This window comes from Vibrio sp. VB16 (genome assembly GCF_015594925.2).
Classification (GTDB): domain Bacteria; phylum Pseudomonadota; class Gammaproteobacteria; order Enterobacterales; family Vibrionaceae; genus Vibrio.
On record NZ_CP087590.1, the window covers coordinates 47,922 to 68,793 of the forward strand.

Consider the following 20,872-nt stretch of genomic DNA (forward strand, 5'->3'; position numbering starts at 1 on the left):
CAACAAACAGGGATATGATTTCCCGCATAAGGAGTTATGCAATGAAAACCATTAAGACCAAATTAACAGTTGCTTTGATGGCCGCAGGCCTATGTTTTAGTGCAGCTGCTGCAGATATTACCGTTGCTTACGATGCTGACCCGGTGTCTCTTGACCCGCATGAGCAGTTATCCGGCGGTACACTGCAAATGTCTCACATGGTATTTGATCCTCTAGTTCGCTATACACAGAAGTTAGATTTTGAACCTCGTCTAGCAACTAGCTGGGAGCGTCAAAACGATACGACAGTTCGCTTTAACTTACGCAAAGGTGTTAAGTTCCATTCTGGCAATGAAATGACAGCTGATGATGTTGTTTGGACATTTAAGCGTCTTAAAGACTCTCCAGATTTCAAAGGTATTTTCACACCTTACAAGGAAATGGTTAAAGTTGACGAGTACACTGTTGATTTAGTTACTAATGGTCCATACCCGCTAGTACTTCAAACGGCTACTTACATTTTCCCAATGGATAGTAAGTTCTATTCAGGTCAAACAGCAGAAGGTTCAGACAAAGCTGAACTGGTTAAGCACGGTAGCTCATTTGCGTCTACAAACGTTTCAGGTACAGGTCCATTTGTCGTTACTTCTCGTGAGCAGGGCGTTAAAGTTGAGTTCTCTCGATTCAACGACTACTGGGATACAGAGTCGAAAGGTAATGTAGATAAGTTGACTCTCGTACCAATCAAAGAAGATGCGACACGTGTTGCTGCGCTTCTTTCTGGTGACGTTGATATGATTGCTCCTGTAGCACCAAATGACCACAAACGTGTTCAAGATGCAGACGGTATCGACTTAGTGACGCTAGCTGGTACACGTATCATCACTTTCCAAATGAATCAAAGCAGCAACGAAGCACTGAAAGATGTGCGTGTTCGTCAAGCAATCGTTCATGCAATTAACAATGATGGTATTGTTAAAAAAATCATGAAAGGTTTCGCTACAACGGCTAGTCAGCAAGGGCCTGAAGGTTACGCGGGTTATTCTGCTGATCTAATGCCTCGTTACGATCTTAAGAAAGCGAAAGCACTTATGAAAGAAGCGGGTTATGAAGATGGCTTTACGTTATCCATGATGGCACCAAACAACCGTTATGTGAACGATGCTAAAGTTGCTCAAGCCGCTTCTGCGATGCTATCTAAGATTGGTATCAAGGTTGATCTTAAAACGATGCCTAAAGCGCAGTACTGGCCTGAGTTTGATGTATGTGCAGCAGATATGATGATGATCGGTTGGCACTCAGATACAGAAGATTCAGCTAACTTCTCTGAGTTCTTAACAATGACTCGTAACGAAGAGACAGGTCGTGGTCAGTATAACTGTGGTCATTACTCAAACGCAGACGTTGACCGTATGGTTGAAGAGTCAAACGTAGAAACAGACCCAGCAAAACGCACGAAGCTGCTACAACAAGTGGAAGCAACGCTTTATAACGAAGCGGCGTTTGTTCCACTACATTGGCAGAACCTAGCGTGGGGTGCGAAATCTAATGTTGATATCGCTCCTATTGTTAACGCAATGAACTTCCCATACTTTGGCGACCTAGAAGTTAAATAAGTATGAGAATTAGGTGTGTCGTTCTATTCTCATGTCAGTAGCGCTCAATTACTAACGTAAACGGTGCGATTGTTTTTGAAGTAGGATGACACGTCAGCGTCCGAAGGTGTTATTTGGACGTAATTAGCTTTGTGGTACTCAACCTTATTTCAGTCGGGTTGAGTGCCATTTTTAAACTGAAGACTGACTGAAAGACTTCTTTTCGAAGAATATAATGGAATATTAAGGGGCAAGGGATGTTTTCGTTTCTGGTCAAGCGCCTGTATCAGGCACTGATAGTGATGTTTGTGATCAGTTTAGTGGCATTTGCCATCCAAGATAACTTGGGAGACCCGTTGCGTGAACTGGTTGGCCAGTCTGTTTCGGAATCGGAACGTCAAGCTTTGCGTGATGATCTGGGATTAAATGATCCGTTTTTTACTAAATACGCTCGCTTTGTAGGTAATGCTATACAAGGTGATTTCGGCACGTCTTATTTTTATAAAAAACCCGCCGCTGACGTAATATTGAATAAATTAGTGGCAACACTGGAGTTGGTTTTTGGCGCGGCACTAATTATTGTACTCATGTCGATACCACTCGGTGTTTATTCTGCTATTCATCCTAAAAGCATACTGACAAAAATGGTAATGGCATTCAGTAGTATTGGTATATCGATACCGGTATTTCTTACGGCAATTATGTTGATGTATGTATTCTCTATTGAGTTGGGTTGGCTACCTTCTTACGGTAGGGGTGAAACCATGAACCTACTTGGTTGGGAGTCTGGGTTCTTTACACTTGATGGTTTAGCGCACCTGGTTTTACCTTGTGTCTCATTGGCATCGATTATGCTGCCGTTATTCATCCGTTTAGTCCGTTCTGAAATGCTTGAAGTCTTGAGTTCTGAATATATTAAATTTGGTCGAGCTAAAGGGTTATCTTCAAAGAAGATTTATTATCAACATGCCCTTAAAAATACAATGTTGCCAGTATTAACGGTTGGCGGTGTTCAGATTGGTACCATGGTGGCGTATACCATCCTTACGGAAACCGTATTTCAGTGGCCTGGAACGGGGTTCCTTTTCTTAGAGGCAATTAACCGCGTAGATACACCGTTAATTACCGCATATGTAATTTTTGTAGGTTTGGTATTCGTGGTGACAAATACAATTGTTGACCTTATGTACGGTCTGATTAACCCGACTGTTAACTTAACTGGCAAAGGAGCATGATAATGGAACAATCTAATGTTGTCCCAAGCCGTTGGGAGCGTTTCAAGCAGTCTGATTTTCTGTATTATTTCTTGCGTGACAAAGTAGCGATGTTTAGTTTTGCCGTATTCATGGTATTTCTAATGATGTCGATAGCCGCGCCGTTATTAGCACCTATGGACCCATACGACTTAACATCTATCGATATTATGGATTCTGAGCTTCCTCCTTCTTGGATGGAAAATGGTGATTCTAAGTTTGTGCTGGGTACCGATGAGCAAGGACGTGATATTTTATCCACCATGCTTTACGGTTCGCGACTTTCTCTTACTATCGGTTTTTTCGCAGTAGGATTGCAGTTATTTCTAGGTATTATTATAGGGCTGTCGGCAGGCTATTTTGGTGGTCGGATTGATAGCTTCTTAATGCGTTTTGCTGATGTACAGCTTTCTTTTTCAACCATGATGGTTGCGATTATCGTATCGGCAATATTTAAGGCGAGTTTTGGTAGTGATTTTTATAGCCAATATGCGGTCTTAATGTTGGTGGTGATTATCGGTATTGCAGAATGGCCGCAGTACGCTCGAACTATTAGGGCCTCTGTTCTTGCAGAGAAGAATAAAGAGTATGTAGAAGCAGCGCGAGTGATGGGTTTTCGATCGCCTCGAATTATGTTCCGTCATATTCTACCTAACTGCCTATCACCTATTTTGGTTATCTCAACGGTTCAGGTTGCAAATGCAATCATGTCAGAAGCGGCCCTTTCTTTCTTAGGGTTAGGTTTGCCGGTTGATCAACCTTCTTTAGGTGCATTAATTAGTATCGGCTTTAATTACATTTTTTCTGGGGCGTGGTGGATTACTGCATTCCCAGGTTTTGTATTAGTGACACTCGTTTTAGTGATTAATTTGCTCGGAGACTGGTTAAGAGACGTATTTAATCCTAAAATTTACAAAGGGTGATCCAAAACGATTGATCTCTAACCATAAAAGTTCCTAAACTAAGAGTCGCTATTATTGCGACTCTTTTTTTTAGAGCGTATCGGTATCAAGTAGGCAATATGATGAATATAGAGATAACAATATGAGTATGATTTCTGCTAGAAAATTGGTGGTTATGGTTTTTTGTTTAAGCTTGGCTATTCCATCTCTAGTGAGCGCCGCTGATGACGAGTATATCTGTGAAGCAAAACAGAACTCAAAGAGTGAATTACCAGTTCTTTCGCAAGATTGTCCTGTCGGTAATGGAGTATGGGGTTCTGCTCCTGTTGTTGATGACGGATTATTTTGGATTCAATGTGGGTTCTTTAGTGAGGCTCAAACGCTCAACCAAGCGCAGCCGATATACAAGGCGGTATCCGCAGATGTTTGGGTAAAACCGGAGAAGAAAGGTTATCGCTGTCTAGTGGGGCCGTATGAACAATATTCTGTTGCACAAGCGGATCTGGTTAACCTAAAAAAGCTGAATTCGTATAAAGAATCGTTTATTCGTAATGCGACCACAACTAAAGCGACGAAAACAACGCCAGCAACACAATCAGCGACAAAAAAGACGTCACCCAAAGTACCCGTTCCAATGGCTAAAAAGCCTCCCGTTTCGGCAGCTCTAGCCCCTGTGGCAGCTAATTCTATTGAATCGTCACCAATGCCTAAATCTGCTCCAAAAGCAGCAGAGAAGAGCATTAAGACATCTGAAACCGTCGTTGCACGTAGAGATGTGAAAATTGGTGACAAATATTATGCTATTCCATTTTTAATGGATGGGTATGATCAGTTCTATATGGAGTACGGTATTGCGTGGAATCGCCTAAACTATGAACGCGCAATGGAAGTCTGTGAGTCTCAGCAAATGCGTTTGCCTACGGCGGATGAATGGAAGTTGTTGATAGACTCTCAAGTCATGAGTAAAAAACAGTGGCCATTGCATTTGCCATATTGGGGAATGGATAAGCAAGGGCTGTTTACTAGCGGTAAAGTAACGCAACTGACAGGAACATCGTTATTGAATGTGGTTTGTGTAAAGTAAGGGTTTAAAAAAGGCTTTAATCGGAGAGATTAAAGCCTTTTTAATAGTCGTCGTTTGCTACGTCATGGTAACGAACTCTTCTGAACCCGTTGGATGTATCGCTACAACACTATCAAAATCGGCTTTGGTTGCGCCCATTTTGATAGCAACCGCAAAGCCTTGAATCATTTCGTCTACAGTGAAGCCAATACCGTGTAGCCCTACAACTTTCTCATCGTCTCCGGCACAGACCAATTTCATCTTACAAGGTTGACGATGTTGAGTTATTGCGGTGTACATTGCTGTAAAGCCTGACTGATAAACGGTTACGTTCTCTTTACCATACTGAGCAATAGCCTCAGGTTCGGTAATCCCAATGGTGCCAATAGGTGGGTGGCTGAATACCACGGTAGGGACAAGATCGTAATCCATTTTTGCCGTTGGTTTATTGTTAAACAGACGCTCAGATAATTGACGACCAGCTTTAACGGCTACAGGAGTTAGTTCAATACCACCTTCCATAATGTCACCAACACAATAAATGCCTTTCACATTGGTTTCTTGGTACTCATCGACTTTGATGTAACCGCGATCATTAAGTGCAACACCAGTCACGTCTAAGTTGATTATATCCGTTGCTGGGTGGCGACCAATCGCCCAGATTAAGGTATCAACATTGTATGCTTTACCGTTCTCCAAATGCAGGGTTAGGCTGCCATCAGCTTCTTTTACAATCTCTTTAGGGATGGATTGAGTATGTAAAGTAGGGCCTTCTTGCGCCATTACTTCAACCAACGTTTCTATAATCATTGGGTCAAAGCTGCGGATAGGGGATTGTTTGCGAACAAATAGGTCCGTTTTTGACCCTAGCGCGTGCAATACACCTGCAATTTCTACCGCTATGTAACCAGCACCAATAACCGCAACACGCTTTGGTTGCTCTTTCAGTTCGAAGAAGCCATTTGAATCAATACCATACTCGGCACCAGGGATGCTCGGAATGCTTGGACGACCGCCAACCGCGACGAGAATATGTTCTGCGGTATAAAGCTCGCCGTTTACTTCAATGGTCTTTTGGTCGATAAACTTAGCGAAGCCTTTGATCACTTCAATTTTGTTTTTGCCAAGTACATTATCGTAAGATTGGTGAATACGGCCGATATACGCTTGACGGTTCTCTACTAATTTACCCCAGTTAAGTGCTTTAGCCTCAACATCAAAACCATAGTCTTCTGCATACAAATGGATTGCTTCAGCTACCTGAGCGCCATGCCACATTACTTTTTTAGGCACACAGCCAACATTTACGCACGTTCCACCAAGGTCTTTTGCTTCAATCAAAGCAACTTTAGCGCCATGCATAGCCGCACGATTAGCCGAAGCTATACCGCCACTACCGCCACCGATACAGATGTAGTCAAATTCTTTCGCCATTATGTTCTCCAATCTTTTTTTGATTTTTTCAATGTTTCTATAGTAGACCTAACATAAAGAGCATGCGAGCAAGCTCTTCAATGGAATTATCATTAGATATATCTAATATATATATGGGGACCTTTTACTCAGGTACAATCCAGTTCACTTTATAATGACCGGTAATTGGCGCAATGGCTTCTTTTAAAAATGGGAGAATTTTTTCCATCTGGCTTTCCAATTTCCAAGGAGGATTAATAACTATCATGCCAGACGCGGTCATACCTCGTTCGTTTGTATCCGGTGATACCCCAAGCTCGATCTGAAGAATATTTTTAATGCCAAGAGACTCTAATCCTTTAAACATATCTTCAATATCATATCGATTTACCACAGGATACCAAATGGCATATATCCCATTTGCCCATCGCTTATGGCTTTGAGCAATAGCATTAACGACATCGCGATATTCTTTTGCCAATTCGTAAGGTGGGTCAATTAAGACTAAACCACGTCGCTCTTTGGGTGGTAAGCTGCCTTTTAGGCGTTGAAAACCGTCTTCTTTGTATATTTTTACTTGGCGATCTCGGTGAAACTCTTGTTCTAACAAAGGATAATCACTTGGATGAAGTTCCGTTAGAATCATTCTGTCCTGTGGCCTTAATTGAGCGCGAGCTATCCTTGGCGAACCAGGATAATAACGGAGTTCATTGTTATCATTAAGAATACGGATAGCGTCTAAATAACTCTGAATCTCCTCAGGATTTGAATCTTGTTGCCAAATTCGAGAGATACCTTGTTTATATTCACTGGTTTTTTCAGACCATTCATGAGTAAGATCGTAACGACCAACACCAGAGTGTGTATCGTGATAGACAAAAGGCTTCTCTTTTTGTTTTAGAGAATCAAGAATAAGGCTCTGTACTATATGTTTTAGTACATCTGCGTGATTTCCAGCATGGAAACTGTGTCTGTAACTTAACAAATTAGGCTCTCTGTATGCGCATGAATGTGATAAACAATTTATTTTAAAACCTTTTCATTATACGCCACTATTGAAAATTCTATAAGCCGCCTACATTTAGATATAAAGATTTTATAAAGGAACAACGTATGTCCAACCCACTTTTAGATTTTACTGACCTACCACCATTCTCTGAGATACGTCCAGAGTATGTAAAGCCAGCTGTAGAACAAGCTATAGCGGATTGCAGAATCAAAATAGAACAAGTTCTTGACGGTAACAGTAATCCAAGCTGGGAGACGATTTGCGATCCTTTAGCTGAGGTGGACGACAAACTAAGCAGAATTTGGTCTCCAGTTAGCCACATGAATTCCGTGGTCAATAGCCAAGAACTTCGTGAAGCTTATGAAAGCTGTCTACCGTTGTTATCAGAATATGGCACATGGGTTGGTCAGCATAAAGGGCTTTATGAAGCGTACAAAGCGATTAAAGCGAGCCCAGTATTCGATAATATGACGCAAGCTCAGAAAAAAAGCATTACCGATGCATTGCTTGACTTTGAGCTGTCAGGCATCGGCCTGCCTGCGAATGAACAACATCGTTATGGTGAAATTAGCAAGCGAATGTCTGAATTAGGTTCTCAGTTTTCTAATAATGTTCTCGATGCCACAATGGGCTGGACAAAGCACATTACGAAAGAGTCAGAGCTGAAAGGAATGCCAGAATCGGCAATGGATGCAGCAAGAGCCACGGCAGAGTCAAAAGAGTTAGATGGTTGGGTGTTAACCTTAGATATTCCATCTTATCTTCCGGTATTAACATACTGCGATAATCAAGAGCTTCGCCGAGAAATGTATGAGGCGTACGTTACTCGCGCTTCAGACCGAGGGCCGATGGCGGGGAAATGGGACAATACAGAAGTTATGTCTGAACAGCTTAAGCTTCGTCATGAAATTTCTCGATTGCTTGGGTTTGCTACATACAGTGAAAAATCATTGGCCAGTAAAATGGCGGAGACACCAGCACAAGTCCTCGGTTTTTTAAATGATTTGGCAGTAAAAGTGAAACCTCAAGGAGAAAAAGAGGTCCGTGAACTGACGGAGTTTGCAAAAAAAGAATTTGGTGTGACCGATCTTAATCTTTGGGATATTGCCTACTACAGTGAAAAACAAAAGCAGCATTTGTTCCAAATATCTGATGAAGAATTGCGCCCTTACTTCCCTGAATCTAAAGCCGTAAGCGGATTATTTGAGGTACTAAAACGCGTATTTGGCATGACGGTTATAGAGAAAGAGGGCGTAGATACTTGGCATCAGTCAGTTCGATTTTTTGATATCTTTGATGGAGAGAATACGCTACGTGGTAGTTTCTATCTTGACCTCTATGCTCGTGAAAATAAACGAGGTGGGGCATGGATGGACGAATGTCGTGTTAGGCGTACGACCACAAGTGGCGAACTACAAACGCCAGTGGCTTATTTAACATGTAATTTTAATAAGCCACTAGGAGATAAGCCTGCTCTCTTTACCCATGATGAGGTTGTTACATTGTTCCATGAGTTTGGGCATGGTATTCACCATATGCTGACCCAGATTGATGTCTCTGCTGTGTCCGGGATAAATGGTGTGCCTTGGGATGCTGTTGAGTTGCCAAGTCAATTCTTAGAAAATTGGTGTTGGGAAGAAGAAGCATTGGAGTTTATTTCAGGTCATTATGAGACAGGTGCTTCATTACCGACGGAGATGCTAGAGAAAATGTTAGCCGCTAAAAATTTCCAGTCGGCGATATTTATTCTTCGTCAGCTAGAATTTGGTTTGTTTGATTTTACGTTGCATACTGAATTCGACCCGGAAATAGGTCCGCGAGTTCTCGAAACGTTGGCCCAAGTGAAGAGCAAAGTAGCAGTATTACCAAGCCTCGAATGGAACCGCTTCTCACATGCATTTAGTCATATTTTTGCTGGTGGTTATAGTGCAGGATATTACAGCTATCTTTGGGCTGAGGTGCTCAGCTCTGATGCTTTCTCTCGTTTTGAAGAAGAAGGGATCTTTAATCAAGAAACGGGCAAAAGCTTCCTTAACAATATTCTGGAAATGGGTGGCAGTGAAGAGCCAATGGAATTGTTCAAGCGCTTTAGAGGTCGAGAGCCTAAAATTGATGCATTGCTAAGGCATTCAGGTATCAGCGGGTAAAATAGCCTCGGAAGGTCAACAAACTTTAGGTACTCGCTCTCAATCTCTTCAATATGAGAAACGAGTACCTTTACTTAGGACCGTAATTATCGTTATGGAATCACATTCCGATTGATTGGGTTCTGAAGTGATATTAATGTTTCAGTCGATTGCACTTCGTCTATAGCCTGAAGCTTATCAATCAAAACATATTGTAGTTCTTCAATGGAGTGGCACATTAGCTTTACGAAGATATTGTATGCCCCTGTTGTATAATAAGCCTCTACGACTTCATCCAATGCGTTCAATTTTTTTAGGGCTGAGTGATAGTCTCGAGCAGCGTTTAGATTAATACCAATAAAACAGCACACGTCGTAACCCAGCTTTTTAGGGTTAATAATAACCTCCGTCCCTTCAATAATTTCTGCAGCCTTCATCTTCTCTATTCGTACATGAATCGTTGCAGGGCTTACATCAAACTTCTTTGCCATTTCAGCATATGGTCGCCGTGCATCTTCTAATAATATTTTTAAGATAGCTCGGTCTAAGTCATCGAGGCGAGTGTTAGTGTGCATTGAAGTAGGCAACCAGTCTAAGAATGTGGGTAACAAGAGTATATTTTATTCAATTGAGTGTTACTATTGTTTTGATTTTTATTTAAATTATCGCGTGTGTGAAGGACAAAAGTTGCAGTGAGAATTCTTATACTACTGATCTTGATTTTCAGCGTTTCAGCTAACGCTAAAGAGAAAGATGTCCTTGTTATACACTCTTATCATCAAGGTTTTTTATGGTCTGACGATTTTCAAGATGGCCTAGAATACATCCTTACCAAAAATAAAATCCCTAATCGGGTTGTTTATCTAGACACAAAAAGACACCAATCAAAAAAATATTTAGATCAACTTGCTCAACTGTATACCGTTAAGCTTCAAAATGAGGAGTTCAAAGCGGTTATCGTTGTTGATAATTATGCATTGAATTTGATAAATAGCCTTGGTCATATGTTAGGTGATACCCCAATAATTTTTAGCGGTATTAATGGTTATAAGGCGAATTTACATTCCAATTTAAATGCGACTGGCGTGGTCTCTCGGGTAGAAATACAAGGCAATGTTGAATTAATAAAAAGGTTGCAACCTAACGTAAATAAAATTTATGTCATCACCGGTCTCTCGGTTACAGGAGAGGGGGTTCGAGATACAGTCAATCAATACCTAGACGAGTCCCCTAGTCATAGAGAATTGGTCGAACATTATGTTCCAGCAGACTACGAGTCCTTGAAAGCTTTTTTAACTAAAGCCCCTAAAAATAGCGCGATTCTTTATTGGGGCTTTTTTAACGATGGGTTGAACATTCATAACGATCAGGAAATTCGTGAAAAGATTGATGAGTTTTCAGCTGTTCCAGTTTATGTATTTCATGATTCGATATTCGGTTACGGGACCGTTGGCGGTGTTCTTCATAACGGTAACTCTCAGGGGAGATCTGCGGGGCTATTACTCGTCGACATGTTAGCTAACATGCCAGGCAATATTCCATCGGTCAGGCTGGCGACACCGACCATTGAACTCGATTACGACGCAATTCAAAAATGGGGGCTTAATATAAGCCAAGAGAACACGGCTGCGAATTTGATTAACGAGCCTGAAGACGACTACCAGTGGGTTCAGGTTGTTATCACCATCTTTTTGTTGATGGCTGCCGTCATAATGGCGCTCCTGTATTATCTTCGCCGTTTAAGTAACAGTGAATCCAAGGCGCGTGAGAGCCAGTATTTACTCGAGTCAGTTATAGAACAAAGCCATCAATATATCGCTATCCTTGATAAATACGGCAGAGTTCTGACCAGTAATAATAAATTTCATGAATTAGTTTTTGATCAAGGATTACCTATTGATAAACCGATATGGCTTTTCAATGGGTGGGAAGATAAAGGCGCTAAGAAGCTTGGCCAGTTCTTTGAATCTAACTCGGAACTGAATTCAACTCGATTCGAGATTGAAGCGCTTTGTAAGGGCTCAGGATGTATTTTACTCGATGTCGTTCTTAATCAGTTGCCAGAGGAGTCTGGTGTCGAATCACAATACCTATTTGAAGCAAACGACATCACTATGGGGAAATTGGCTCAGCAGAAATTGATTGAGCGTGAGTCCACCATGCGGATCTACTATGAACAACAACCAGTCATGATGTTGACACTAGATGAAAACTACCGAATTCAGGCACTTAATAAATTTGCACAAGAGTTATTAGGCTATAAAGAGCTAGAAATATTAGGCCATCGTTTGAAGGATTTTTATGCAGATGAAGGCACATTACCAGCGAAACAACTGCTGCTTAATCGAGAACATGAAATTAATGGCGTGTGGCGAAGAGAAGCTCGATATCGACATAAAGATGGCTCGGTATTATGGATTAGAGAAAATATTCGTCCACTCGATCACTTTGGTAAGTTGTTGATGGTAGGCGAGGATATTACCGAGATTCATATTTTAACCGAGCAATTGGAGTATCAAGCTCGCTATGACTTGCTCACCGAAACGTTCAACAGAAATCATTTTGAATTAGAACTAGAAAAGTCTTTGAAAGAAGTAAGTGACCACTTACGTACACACGCAATGCTCTATTTAGACCTTGATCAATTGAAGGTGCTTAATGATACCGCTGGACATGAAGCAGGTGATGCTGCGATCAAGTTCTCTGCAATGGTGGTTGAGTCTGTTTTACCATATAACTCTATATTGTCTAGAATGGGTGGTGATGAATTTGCAGTGCTATTAAGAGACTGCACGCAAACTGATGCTCAGAATATTGCCAAAGCGATTATCAATGAACTCAGCATCAATACATTCCAGTGGGACGACATATCACTCAATATTACGTGTTCTATTGGAATTCGATTGATCGATCATACTGCCGATTCCCCTCAAATGGTTCACGCTCAAGCGGATACGGCGTGTCATGCAGCTAAAGATGAAGGTCGGAATAGATTTCATCTTTATCTTCAAGATGATGAAGAGTTGCGTCGACGTCAACTTGAGATGGAGTGCGTTAATCTGGTTCATGAGGCGTTGGCGAATAATCGATTGGAACTATTTGCACAGACAATTCTGCAGCTTGAAGAATCAAGTGATGCCCTGAAGATGCACTTTGAAATATTGGTTCGAATAAAAAGTGCTAATGGGGAGTATATTTCCCCAGGAATCTTCATGCCCGCCTCAGAGAAATACAATGTGGCACACCTTATTGATAAAGCCGTAGTGACCCAAACCCTAGCGTGGTTAGAGTCCAACATAGCCGACTATGATCAGTTAGGGCTTTGCTCTATTAATTTATCGGGGCAGTCGATAGGGAATAGAGAATTTGTACATTTCTTGCTGGAAACGATTGAACATAGTTCGGTACCTAGCAACAAACTTTGTCTCGAAATTACAGAAACAGCCGCAATGGGGAATATGGATCGCGCCATTGATTTGTTTACTCAGATCAAACAACGAGGCTGTTTGATTGCACTGGATGATTTTGGTTCTGGTTTGTCATCCTTTGGCTACCTAAAAAAATTACCAGTGGATATCGTTAAGATAGATGGTTTATTTGTTCGTGATATGGATACGAATGAGACTGATTTTATTATGGTCCGTGCTATCAATGATTTAGCGAAACAAATGGGTAAGAAAACGGTCGCTGAATTTGTAGAAAATACAGCGATTATTGATCGGCTTCTTGAGTTAGGCGTAGACTATGCGCAGGGCTATATCGTTAGTAAACCTAAACCATTAGCCGAATTGGTAGCCGAACTGCAACAGATTCAGTAAAATACCGCCACTAAACCTATCCCTATATGGAGTGCTTTTTGCGCCTGCAACTGATCTGTGAAGAAAACATAGATACCAATCGGCTTGAACGTATTGCTCAAACGTGGTCATTGCAACACGATGAACAGAGTCGCTTCGCGTTGGTTTTAAGCTCGGAAAGACTAGAGCTCAGAAAAATAGATGAGCCAAAATTAGGTGCGATCTACGTCGATCTGGTGGGCGGTCCCGTTGGACACCGGAGAAAATTTGGTGGCGGTAAAGCTCAGTCTATTGCAAAGGCTGCAGGGCTTAATAAAGGTGTGATACCAAGTGTGCTGGACGCAACTGCAGGGCTAGGTAGAGATGCGTTTGTACTTGCATCTCTTGGCTGTAAAGTGCAGATGATAGAGCGAAACCCAGTCGTCGCCGCTCTGCTGGATGATGGCCTAGAGAGAGCAAAACAAGATCCAGAAATAGGCGTATGGGTTTCAGAAAGAATGTCGCTATTGCATGCATCTAGTCATGATGCATTGGAGATAATATCTAATGATCGAAATTTCCTGCGACCAGATGTTGTCTATCTTGATCCTATGTATCCTCACCCTGAAGGAAAAAAGTCGGCATTAGTTAAAAAAGAGATGCGTGTATTCCAATCGCTCGTCGGGGCCGATCTAGATGCAGATGGTTTATTTGAGCCCGCTATGAAGCTTGCTAAAAAACGCGTTATAGTGAAAAGGCCTGATTATGCCGACTGGCTAAATCAACAAAAACCAAGTATGGCAATTAAAACCAAAAAAAATCGTTTCGATGTATATGTAAAAGAATCAATGACATAATTCATTGGAGTAAATTTTTTATTGCATCAAGAATCAAATGAGACTATATCTAAGTAATAATCATTCTCAAAAAGGAGGGTGACCCTTTTGTGTTAGTTGGAGTCGTTAAATGACAAAGCGTTTATGCAAGTTGAATCGCAGAGAAATATCTGAAGGGTTAGGTGAGATTTATTCTCTTGTCAGTGATGCTAAATATCTTTGTCGTTCTTGTGCTCGTTCTTCTCAAGACAGTTCTCAGCTTTGTAAACCGACCGCTATTCCTCCTCAAGCTTGCTTGTCCAAAAGTACGGAAGAGAAGCAGCAATGTGTCGTATTAGCGGATACTTTGCCAATCCCTGCACTCCCCATCCCTATTGATATGCTTAGCGAAGTGACAAAAAAAGAAGTCAAAAAGGCGAAAAAACAGGCCAAAAAGCAGAAGAAATACGTTAAGAAAATGGCGAGTATTTTGGATAAACAGAATAAGCTATTAAGAAAACAGAAAAAAATTGAAGAACAGTTTGCAAAATTTAATACTTTTCACAATGAAATGAATCTTAAGTCCGCCCTTCACTAAACCTTCTTTTTACTGATTAGATAAGACGTGTCGACCTTGTTTATTAAGGCCGACATCGTTTCATGTCGTTTAGGTCAATTTATATCATCTTGAAGCGATTATTAATCATAAGAAAAAGCCACTTTTCGCTTAATGATGGTCTCGTTTATCAGAAGAGAAAATAAGATGATAGCGCCACCTAGCGCGAGTCTAAGCATGTCTGCGTCACGATTCCAAATCAATATGTTTACCACCAAGCCAGCGGGCACCAAAACATTATTCATGACCGCAAGCGCACCTGCGTTGACCATGCATGCGCCTTTGTTCCATAAAAAATAACCTAATCCAGAAGCGATTAAACCTAGATAGGTCAGGATACCCCATTGCGTCATGGTCGTTGGCAGCCTTTCTGTGTTGCCAAATAGAGCAAAAGCGATAACAGCCACACAGACAGCCCCTAAATAAAAATAACCGAATACAGTGTGTTGGGGGAGCGTTACTTCTTCTTTTTCCATTATCACCTTATAGCCTACCTGACCAATAGCAAAGCATAGGTTTGCCCCTTGAACGACGAAGAACCCCTGTAAAAAATTATCGTTAACTCCAGAGAATTTAATGACCACGGCACCTGCAACCGCGATGATTGCCGTAATCAGATACCAAGGTGAGAAACGGCCTTTTAGTAAGTCATAAACCAGCGTGACATAAATGGGCGTAAAGACAGTAAAAAGCAATACTTCAGGGACAGAGAGTAGTAAGAAAGACTGATAGTAAAAACAGTACATTAGTCCTAGTTGTATACCACCTACTGTCATGAGTTTAAGGATGAGTGATTTTGGAATATTTCGAAATTTTAAAAAAGGAAGAAAAACCAAAGCAGCCAGAACAACGCGCATCAATACAGAGAACCAAGAGTCAACTTGGCCAGCAAGATAAACGCCAATCAAACTAAATGAAAAAGCCCATAATAGGGTCACTGCAGAAAGGTACAACATGTCTTATTTTACCGAATGAATGTTTGAACCTGCAGTGTACCCCAATTTAATGGCTAAATTAATTAATCGTCATGTAAAGGAACAACCAACATATCAACCGGAACGCTATTTAGTAGCTGCTTAGTTGAGGATAGTATGACACTCCAAAAATCTTGGTGATGCCCGCAAATGACTAAATCGACGTCCTTTTTATCAATCGTTTCCTTTAGTTCATACCCCAAATCGCCACTTCCGACTAAAGTATGTTTAATCGGCATTTTAGCTTGTTCTGCAAGTAATTTAAGCTGCGCTAACGATTCTTCCATGGCGTGATTTTGTGTTTCAGACAAATTTATATCAATGAGACCAGTGTATATTTCGGCATAATTCACATCAATATGAATAAATGAGACTTCTGCGCCTAACGGTTGGGCTAATGCGACGGCTTTTTCAATCAGAATATGGCTTTCTTTGCTAAGGTCAATAGCGACCAAAATATGCTTATAGCTCATAGTGCTATCTCCATTTAAAGGACTTACCTTTTAAGCCTAGCATCTAATTTCAAAAAAATTTGTCGTTGTGATCTCATATCCTTATCTGTTTTATTCGCCTTACCCCGTAAGGTATTTTGCTTCATGGTATAGTTAAGGGTAACCTAAACTGATTCTGAGAAAACTTTGTTGTAATACTAAAGTTTTAAAGCGATATAAATGAACCTAAAAGGGAGTCTTCATGCTATCTCAAACAATGATCGAACAATTAAATGAGCAAATTAACCTAGAATTTTTCTCATCCAATCTATACTTACAAATGAGTGCTTGGTGTGAAGATAAAGGTTTTGAAGGTGCAGCAGTATTTCTAAGGCGTCATGCAGTAGAAGAAATGGAACATATGCAGCGCTTATTTACCTATGTTAGCGAAACGGGAGCGATGCCGATTTTAGGGACGATTGAAGCGCCTAAATATGATTTCAAAAGTCTTGGAGAGGTCTTTCGCGAAACCTATGAACATGAGCAGATGATTACAGAAAGAATCAATAAGTTGGCTCATGGTGCATTTATCGCACAAGATTACTCAACGTTTAATTTCTTACAGTGGTACGTTGCTGAACAGCATGAAGAAGAGAAACTGTTTAAAGGGATTTTGGATAAGCTAGAGCTTGTTGGCGAAGATGGTAAGGCTTTGTTCTTCATTGATAAAGACCTAGCTGCAATGGCAAAAGAAGGTTCATCTTCCGTTATGGAAGCCGGTGCAGCGGAGTAATTTGCTGCAAAAGAAAAGATAGACTAGATCATCTTTTTCTTTCGGCTTCTTAGGAGGTGTAGGGAGGAAAAGATGATCAGTGGAGACACTATAATATTCACTCTTATGCTTATTGTGAGCATAAACTTAGCGCGCTATTTGACTGCATTGCGGTCGTTAATCTATGTCATGCGAGAGGCGCATCCGTTACTTTATCAACAAGTAGATGGCGGTGGTTTCTTTACAACTCATGGTAATGTAATGAAACAGGTTCGTCTTTTTCATTACCTTAAAGATAAGGAGTTCGTGAATCATCACGACCCTGTCTTTATGAGTAAGTGCACAAAAGTGAGAGAGCTGTTTATTCTATTTGTTGTTTTGATTGCGGTCACTTTGTTTGCATCGTTCTTGGTTTGATCGGTAAGAATAAGCGGGTAATCGAGGCGAAGGCTTCACTGGTTAAACGCTTATAGGTTTGCAAGATCGCAAAGAACAGCTAAAATGTTTCTCAATTTGAGGATGTACGATGTCGTGCATCCTTTTTATTTTTAAAAAGGTTAGGGCGTGGTAACTAAGGTAGATGTGGTCATCGTTGGAGCCGGCGCAGCCGGACTTATGTGCGCAATTGAAGCAGGAAAACGAGGGCGAAAAGTACTGGTGCTTGACCATGCCAAAAAGCCGGGTCGTAAAATCCTCATTTCTGGTGGCGGTAAGTGTAATTTTACCAATTATGATGTGTCTTCAAATCACTTTGTATGTAAAAACCCTCATTTTGTTAAGTCATCACTATCGCAATACACTAACTGGGATTTTATCTCCTTAGTCTCTAAACATGGCATCGAGTTTGAAGAGCGCGAACATGGGCAACTTTTTTGTGTGGATTCTGCCAAGCAGATAGTGACCATGTTGTTAGATGAGTGCAAAGAAGTCTCGGTTAATTATCGATATCAAGTGGATACCCACTCTATCGAAAAAATAGAGAATGGCTTTTCTCTGTATGCTAATACGGAACAGATCGAGTGTGAGTCATTGGTGGTTGCAACCGGAGGGCTTTCAATGCCTAAATTGGGGGCGACGCCATTTGGTTACAAAATTGCAGAGCAGTTTGGCCTCTCCGTTATACAGACCACGGCGGGTTTAGTTCCATTTACGTTACACAAAGAAGATAAAGAAGACCTTGCTGATCTATCGGGTATTGCTATCCCCGCAGAAATAACCACGACGGATGGAACGGCGTTTAAAGAGGCGCTTTTGTTTACACATAGAGGCTTGTCTGGTCCTGCGGTGTTGCAGGTTTCGTCCTATTGGAAAGCTGGGCAAGAAATAACGATTAACCTCATCCCTGAAACGGATGTTGAGGCGCTTTTATCTATATCTAAAGAGAAACACCCAAATCAAAGCCTAAAAAACACCCTGGCGAAGGCTCTGCCAAAACGTCTCGTCGAAACCTTAATTGAAAGAAAAGAGTTAGTAGATAAACCGTTAAAACAGATAAACGACAAAGAATTACAAAACACCGTACTGGCGTTAGAGAATTGGCAGATAAAACCAAACGGTACTGAAGGTTATAGAACAGCCGAAGTAACCCTTGGTGGTGTAGATACTGACCATATTTCATCCAAAACGATGCAAACAAAAGAGACCCAAGGTCTTTACTTTATTGGCGAAGTGCTTGATGTGTCCGGCTGGTTGGGAGGCTATAATTTTCAATTCGCGTGGAGCAGTGGGTTTGTTGCAGGGCAGTGGGTGTAATGCATCGAAGGCGACCTTTTGACCCGTATTGTTTATGAATGTACAAAAATACGGGTAATCAACCGATAAAACTCGTTTATCTCCGTTGTGAATTAAGGATTTCATCATTAACCCAATGAAGTAACTGTTTAATCGCTTTAGATAATATTTGATTTTGTCTCACGACATATCCAAGGCTGGTGGTGGGAAAATTTGGTAAGGACGTCACCTTAGACATCAGATTTGCCTTTGTCGATATAGCAAACTCCGGAATAATGGCCACACCAAACCCAGCCTCCGCCCAATCTATTTGCGCATCAACACTGCCTACTTCCATCACTCGATAACTAGGAAGGTTCAGTTTAGGCAAGGCTTCGTCAATTAAGTCCCGAGTACGCGTATCATGACCGAGTAATATTAGGGTAAGTTCTTCCTGTTGTTTTATATCTTGTTGCTTTGACTCTTCCTGATTCTTATCTCGCATCCAAAGCTCAAAGCCATCGCCCAGAGCACACCATTTTATCTGTTGCAGCTCAGTAAAATGCAATGGTTGGCTTTCTTTTTGAGAAATCACAAAACCAATATCCGCGACTGCATTTTTCACTAATTCCGAGGCTTGCGACGACGTGGTATTAAATACAGTAAAGTCAATGCCTGGGAACTGAGCCTTAAACAGTTGAAATGGTTCAATTAGTAATAATCGAGAGATAATATCACTGGCAGCAATGGTTAATGTACCTCGGTTGAACTCATTAAGGGCATTAAGATCAGCTTGGCAGATCTGTAATTCTAGTAAGGTTCTTTGACTGCTCTCTAACAATCGCATTCCAGCTTGAGTCAGGCGAAATGGGCTTCTCTCAATCAGCTTCACACAGGTAGTTTGTTCAAGTTGCTTTAGGTGCAAACTGACATTGGGCTGTGTCATATGAAGTGCAATTGCGGCCTTACCAAAGTGTTTATACTCAGCTAATGTGACAAACGTTTTTAACCAATGGATATCCAGCATCTTCGTTTCCCTAACCTTCGCGATCTTAATGGTAAGTTATATGGAATTCTTATCAAGATAATAATTATAATTTATTTCTCTTATCGTATCGACAGGAATAGCATAGTCTCTCAATCAATTAGGAGAAATACTATGCCATCTGTTGTTGTTGTTGGTGCCAATTGGGGTGATGAAGGCAAGGGCCGAATCGTCGATTTTTTAGCCTCTGATGCTTCTGCAAGCATTCGTTTTCAAGGTGGGAATAATGCGGGTCACACTGTAGTAAATGACTTCGGTACGTTTAAACTACACCAATTACCAAGTGGTATATTTAATCCTGATTGTATTGCCGTTCTTGGTCCAGGTATGGTGATAAGCCCTAGCGCTCTTAGTGAAGAAATTGCAGAAGTAAAAGCAAAAGGTGTTGATGTAAAACTTTGTATCTCTGATCGTGCAACATTATGTTTACCCCTGCATGCTCTCGAGGATACCTTAGAGGAGCAACGTTTGGGCGATGCAGCTTATGGCTCTACTCGACAAGGTATTGCGCCTGCTTACGGCGATCGCGTTATGAAAAAAGGTATTTTGGTTGGTTGGCTAAACCAACCTGAAGTATTAGAGCAGCGCATTCAATTTATGCTCGACTGGAAAATGCCCCAACTTAGAGCGCTCTATCCGGACTGTGATTTTACTCAAACCGCAGCAGAAATGACGACGTGGTTGCTAGAAGTAACCAAAGTTTGGCGTCCATTTATTTGTAATGTTACTCAGCCTCTTAAGGCGCTTCAAAAGAAAGATGCGAATCTGCTGTTTGAAGCTCAATTGGGAGCCGGTCGTGATTTAGTTTATGGCGAATACCCTTGGACGACGTCATCTAATGTAACCGCAGCCTACGCAGGTATTGGCAGTGGTTTACCTGCCCTTCACCCTGAGCGCGTTATTGCTGTCGCTAAATCCTTTAGCTCATCCGTGGGAACGGGCACTTTAGTCACGGCGATGGATGAACAAGACAACTTCCGCGAAAGCGCTAATGAGTACGGAGCAGTGACTGGTCGTCCACGTGATATGGGCTATTTTGATGCTGTGGCAACCCGCAACGGTGTCGAATTACAAGCTGCGACAGAAGTGGCATTAACCAAAATTGATTGCCTTTCAGGTATGAAGGATCTCAAAATATGTGTTGCTTATGCTGGTGAACATACCGAGAACCCAATATGGCCACAAACTGCGGCTTTAACACCTGTATATGAGAATATGGCCGGATGGAGCGAAGATATTACCGGTTGTCGTACTTTTGAAAGTTTACCTCAAGCTGCGCAAGATTACGTTACTCGCATAGAGGAACTCATGGAGGTGCCTGTTAATATGGTATCAGTGGGGCCAGAGCGTGAACAAATGATTATTCGCGCTTAATCTAAGATTATATCGCGAA

The 20,872-nt window shown here is 41.4% G+C and carries 18 protein-coding genes; 12 read left to right on the top strand and 6 right to left on the bottom strand.

Features of this window, described 5'->3' with window-relative positions:
* Positions 1-41 precede the first annotated feature (41 nt).
* The 4 genes from IUZ65_RS00220 (at position 42) to IUZ65_RS00235 (ending at position 4,813) form a co-directional block, all read left to right on the top strand.
* Positions 42-1,595, top strand: coding sequence for an ABC transporter substrate-binding protein (locus IUZ65_RS00220; protein ID WP_195704780.1), 1,554 nt, complete (start codon positions 42-44; stop codon positions 1,593-1,595).
* Between the two features lie 236 nt (positions 1,596-1,831).
* Positions 1,832-2,809, top strand: coding sequence for an ABC transporter permease (locus IUZ65_RS00225; protein WP_195704781.1), 978 nt, complete (start codon positions 1,832-1,834; stop codon positions 2,807-2,809).
* A 2-nt stretch (positions 2,810-2,811) separates the two neighbouring features.
* A complete protein-coding gene (locus IUZ65_RS00230; RefSeq protein WP_195704782.1) occupies positions 2,812-3,750 on the top strand; it encodes an ABC transporter permease in 939 nt (312 codons plus the stop codon).
* Positions 3,751-3,871: 121 nt separating this feature from the next.
* Entirely contained in the window at positions 3,872-4,813 is a 942-nt protein-coding gene (locus IUZ65_RS00235; RefSeq protein ID WP_195704783.1) for an SPOR domain-containing protein, read from the top strand.
* Between the two features lie 57 nt (positions 4,814-4,870).
* Here the strand turns inward: IUZ65_RS00235 and gorA are convergent, their stop codons facing one another.
* On the bottom strand, positions 4,871-6,226 hold the full coding sequence (gene gorA / locus IUZ65_RS00240) for a glutathione-disulfide reductase (protein ID WP_195704784.1): 1,356 nt from the start codon (positions 6,224-6,226) through the stop codon (positions 4,871-4,873).
* A 124-nt stretch (positions 6,227-6,350) separates the two neighbouring features.
* On the bottom strand, positions 6,351-7,190 hold the full coding sequence (locus IUZ65_RS00245; RefSeq protein ID WP_195704785.1) for a 23S rRNA (adenine(2030)-N(6))-methyltransferase RlmJ: 840 nt from the start codon (positions 7,188-7,190) through the stop codon (positions 6,351-6,353).
* 128 nt (positions 7,191-7,318) lie between these two features.
* On the opposite strand from IUZ65_RS00245, the gene prlC reads away from it, so the two are divergent.
* Positions 7,319-9,361 (top strand): oligopeptidase A, encoded by a 2,043-nt coding sequence (prlC, locus tag IUZ65_RS00250; RefSeq protein ID WP_195704786.1) that lies wholly within the window; start codon positions 7,319-7,321, stop codon positions 9,359-9,361.
* 92 nt (positions 9,362-9,453) lie between these two features.
* On the opposite strand, the gene asnC is transcribed toward prlC, so the two are convergent.
* Positions 9,454-9,915 (bottom strand): transcriptional regulator AsnC, encoded by a 462-nt coding sequence (gene asnC / locus IUZ65_RS00255; RefSeq protein ID WP_195704787.1) that lies wholly within the window; start codon positions 9,913-9,915, stop codon positions 9,454-9,456.
* Positions 9,916-10,056: 141 nt separating this feature from the next.
* Between asnC and IUZ65_RS00260 the strand changes: the two genes are divergently transcribed.
* The 3 genes from IUZ65_RS00260 (at position 10,057) to IUZ65_RS00270 (ending at position 14,529) form a co-directional block, all read left to right on the top strand.
* Positions 10,057-13,158 carry an ABC transporter substrate binding protein gene (locus IUZ65_RS00260; protein ID WP_229638204.1) on the top strand — a complete coding sequence of 1,034 codons (3,102 nt, stop codon included), beginning with the start codon at positions 10,057-10,059 and terminating at the stop codon, positions 13,156-13,158.
* 38 nt (positions 13,159-13,196) lie between these two features.
* Positions 13,197-13,973: a class I SAM-dependent methyltransferase gene (locus IUZ65_RS00265; protein ID WP_195704789.1), complete on the top strand. Its 777-nt coding sequence runs from the start codon at positions 13,197-13,199 to the stop codon at positions 13,971-13,973.
* Between the two features lie 109 nt (positions 13,974-14,082).
* Positions 14,083-14,529 (top strand): hypothetical protein, encoded by a 447-nt coding sequence (locus tag IUZ65_RS00270; protein WP_195704790.1) that lies wholly within the window; start codon positions 14,083-14,085, stop codon positions 14,527-14,529.
* Between the two features lie 101 nt (positions 14,530-14,630).
* Here the strand turns inward: IUZ65_RS00270 and IUZ65_RS00275 are convergent, their stop codons facing one another.
* Positions 14,631-15,503 carry a carboxylate/amino acid/amine transporter gene (locus IUZ65_RS00275; RefSeq protein ID WP_195704791.1) on the bottom strand — a complete coding sequence of 291 codons (873 nt, stop codon included), beginning with the start codon at positions 15,501-15,503 and terminating at the stop codon, positions 14,631-14,633.
* A 62-nt stretch (positions 15,504-15,565) separates the two neighbouring features.
* On the bottom strand, positions 15,566-15,994 hold the full coding sequence (locus IUZ65_RS00280) for a universal stress protein (RefSeq protein WP_195704792.1): 429 nt from the start codon (positions 15,992-15,994) through the stop codon (positions 15,566-15,568).
* Positions 15,995-16,214: 220 nt separating this feature from the next.
* On the opposite strand from IUZ65_RS00280, the gene ftnA reads away from it, so the two are divergent.
* The 3 genes from ftnA (at position 16,215) to IUZ65_RS00295 (ending at position 18,476) form a co-directional block, all read left to right on the top strand.
* Complete coding sequence (gene ftnA, locus IUZ65_RS00285; RefSeq protein ID WP_195704793.1) at positions 16,215-16,745, top strand: non-heme ferritin; 531 nt, start codon at positions 16,215-16,217, stop codon at positions 16,743-16,745.
* A 72-nt stretch (positions 16,746-16,817) separates the two neighbouring features.
* Complete coding sequence (gene uspB / locus IUZ65_RS00290; protein WP_195704794.1) at positions 16,818-17,141, top strand: universal stress protein UspB; 324 nt, start codon at positions 16,818-16,820, stop codon at positions 17,139-17,141.
* A 147-nt stretch (positions 17,142-17,288) separates the two neighbouring features.
* Positions 17,289-18,476, top strand: coding sequence for an NAD(P)/FAD-dependent oxidoreductase (locus IUZ65_RS00295; RefSeq protein ID WP_195704795.1), 1,188 nt, complete (start codon positions 17,289-17,291; stop codon positions 18,474-18,476).
* Between the two features lie 76 nt (positions 18,477-18,552).
* On the opposite strand, the gene IUZ65_RS00300 is transcribed toward IUZ65_RS00295, so the two are convergent.
* Positions 18,553-19,461 carry a LysR family transcriptional regulator gene (locus IUZ65_RS00300; protein WP_195704796.1) on the bottom strand — a complete coding sequence of 303 codons (909 nt, stop codon included), beginning with the start codon at positions 19,459-19,461 and terminating at the stop codon, positions 18,553-18,555.
* Between the two features lie 132 nt (positions 19,462-19,593).
* Between IUZ65_RS00300 and IUZ65_RS00305 the strand changes: the two genes are divergently transcribed.
* On the top strand, positions 19,594-20,853 hold the full coding sequence (locus tag IUZ65_RS00305) for an adenylosuccinate synthase (protein WP_195704797.1): 1,260 nt from the start codon (positions 19,594-19,596) through the stop codon (positions 20,851-20,853).
* Positions 20,854-20,872: the final 19 nt, after the last annotated feature.